Source organism: Streptomyces sp. NPDC007971 (assembly GCF_042958635.1).
Taxonomy (GTDB): Bacteria; Actinomycetota; Actinomycetes; order Streptomycetales; family Streptomycetaceae; genus Streptomyces.
Genome location: NZ_JBIBJK010000076.1, coordinates 1 through 2,870, shown reverse-complemented (window position 1 = coordinate 2,870; position 2,870 = coordinate 1). Strand labels below are relative to the sequence as shown.

Below are 2,870 nucleotides of genomic sequence, written 5' to 3'. Positions count from 1 at the left end.
TGTAGTCACCGCCTCAACCCGGCGCTGACTTGCGCAAACCCTAGATTTCGAGCCTAAGCCGACACGCTTCACGCGCTGCTCACTCGCCAGGGCCGTGAAGAAGGAGGCGGCCCGGTGAGGCGGATGCCGTAGGTGTGCAGCCGAACTGAGATGGCCGATCAAGTTCAGAAGCCCTGATGGGCGCTGAGTCAGACCTCCTCCACCTCGTCAAGCACCCGGCTACGCCCCGCTCTGACGGACGGGCTTCCCGGCTCCACTCGGGGCGCGGCTCCTGCCGTCGGCTCGCTATGCCGACGCCCGCCCCTGCGAGTGGGACGGCCCAAGGACGGAGTCGAGCCCCAATCGCGTCCGATGCTCAGAGCTGGTAACGCGATCTTGCTGACGCGTCCTGGTCGGGCGTGACCGGTGTGATGATCCTGGTGCTGGTGAGGGAGTGAGTACTCGGCCGTGGATCGTGGATGACGACTTGTGGGCGCTGATCGAGCCGTTGCTGCCGCCCCGGCCCGAGCGGTCGCCGGGGCCGAAGTCGGTGGACGACCGATTGTGCCTGCAGGGGATCTTGTTCGTCCTGCACCAGGACATTGCCTGGCAGCTTCTGCCGCTGGAGCTGGGGTTCGGCTCCGGGCAGACCTGCTGGCGGCGGCTTGACCGCTGGCAGCAGGCCGGTGTCTTCGACCAGCTACACCGTCTCTTGCTCGCGAAGTTGAACGCGGCCGGCAAACTCGACTGGTCTCGTGCGTGCCTGGACGGCTCCCACGTCCACGCGAAAAGGGGGGTGCCGCGACCGGTCCGTCGCCGGTCGACCGCCGGAAGACGGGCAGCAAGCATCACCTGATCTGCGATGGACGCGGCACCCCGCTCCACGCCGTCACGACCGCGGCGAACGTCAACGCCATCACCCAGACCCTGGGTCTGGTCGACGGCCTCCCGCCCGTCGCCGGACGCCCCGGCCGTCCCCGCCGACAGCCCGACGCCGTGCTCGGCGACAAGGCGTACGACTCCCGGGCCGTCCGTCGTGAACTACGCGAACGCCGAATCATGCCGGTGATCTCCCGCAAGGGCGCCCCGAACATCAAGGGCCTGGGCAAACTCCGCTACGTCGTCGAGCAGACCTTCGCCCTGCTCCACCAGTTCAAACGCCTCGCCGTCAGATGGGAACGACGCCTCGAACTCCACGACGCCTTCCTCTCGTTGGCCTGCGGCCTCATCTGCCGGCGCCGCCTCAAGAAGGCCCATTCATGATCCTATTACGAGCTCATAGCCAGGGGCGGGCGCTGCGCGAAATCACCATGCCAGTCACCACGGTGGGTATACGTAGCCCTCGGTGCGGATGAGTTTGTAGCCAGCCGCTCGCGCGTCGCGGGCTCCCTCTGATGTAGCGGTAAGGAAGTTGTCCTGCCGTTCAGCACTCCACCACTGCTGTAGCGGCCGGGTATGGGGGTACGTAGGAAACCTTTGGACGTACCCTTGGACGCCGATGTACTGGTACCCAGCGCTAAGCGCGTCATTGATCCCTTCGCGGCTGGCAGTGCTGAAATTGTCCTGCCGACCGGGGTGCCAGAAAAGGTACAGCGCGTCGCGCGCACCGCCCCCGTCGTCCGACCATAGCAATCCCTCGGCGCGCACTAGGCGGTAGCCAGCCGACCTGGCGCTGGCCTCCTCGTCCAGCGACCCCGTGGAAAAGTTGTCGCCCCGTTCCTCGCTCCACCAAGTGCGCAGAGGCGCGAAAGTCGTCTCGGCGTGAGCTTGTGGGGCATAGGAACTACTACTCGTGAATGTCGCCGCTGTGAGGAAAAGTGCTGCCAGCAAGAAACGTATCCGTGGCAGGAGACGAGGGTGGTTCATGTGACACCTTCCGTTGCGGTCGCTGGGTCGCAGACTCCGTTAGGGCCCACTACTGACAACAGTGGTGACGCCAGGTCGCCTGTGGTAGCGGCGCACAGAAGCGCACAGGGGGCGTACGGCTAATACCAGTCCCGTCCGGGGTGTCCGGCACTGCCTCAAGTGCTTACCCAAAGGCATACGCTTGGCGGAGCGTCCCGGCAGGACTATGCCGAGCAGAGGGCCGGGTACGCTGTCGCGAAATTGCTGACAGCCTCACGCGGCGGTGTGTACGGTGCCGCACAACTCTTCCAGCGGGGGTGACAGAGGGGCACCTCGGAAGGGCCAGGAGGAGGCTGCGTATGTCCCAGGAGCCCGAAGGCATGATCCCTCCACTTCCACCGCACCCGCCGTGTGTCATGACCCTGAGGCGCCCGAATGCGCAGAGCGCCGGCTCGACGAACCAGCGACAGAAGCTTGGGTCCGGGTCGTAGACAGCAGCGGCCATCAGCGGATCGAAGAACTCCTCAGACAGGGTGGCGCGTTCCAGCAGTGGCCTTCGTGCGGCTCCGGCCAGGTGCCGCGCACGTCGGTCTTCAGGCACGTCGGCTGCAGCCTTAAGGTCTAGCAGGCGAGCCACTTCGGCTGCGCATGCGAGGAATGTACGTGTGGATGCCTCGCGGCGGTCGCCTTCGCTCATGGCAGGATTCTCGACCACCGGCCTGAGCAGAAGTGGTCGCATGGGCGAGATCATCTCGATGTGGCTGGTGTGATTACGGCGTCGGAGCCGTCCTGGATAGCCCCGTTCTCCGGGCTGAGTCCGCGCGCCTTCGGGAAGCTGGTGACGGTGCTGCGTCGCGCGGGTGCGGACACGGTCCGCAAGGGCCGGCCGTGGAGCCTTCCGCTGGAAGACCGGACCCTGCTGGTCACCGCCTACTGGCGAACCAACCTGACCATGCGGCAGCTCGCCCCGCTGTTCGAGGTCTCGAAGTCGGCGGCGGACCGGATCATCGACGACCTCGGGCCGATGCTCGCGCTCCAGCCCCGCC

The 2,870-nt window shown here is 66.1% G+C and carries 2 protein-coding genes; both read left to right on the top strand.

Annotated elements, in window-relative coordinates:
* Window positions 1–451: 451 nt before the first annotated feature.
* Window positions 452–1,242 (top strand): IS5 family transposase gene (locus ACFZCP_RS45825; protein WP_391443232.1). Its coding sequence is split into 2 segments (ribosomal slippage): window positions 452–767 and window positions 767–1,242, totalling 792 coding nucleotides; the frame shifts between segments, so codons are not numbered across the junction.
* A 1,339-nt stretch (window positions 1,243–2,581) separates the two neighbouring features.
* Window positions 2,582–2,870: transposase family protein (locus ACFZCP_RS45820; RefSeq protein ID WP_391443230.1), on the top strand; the 289-nt coding region annotated here is incomplete at its 3' end.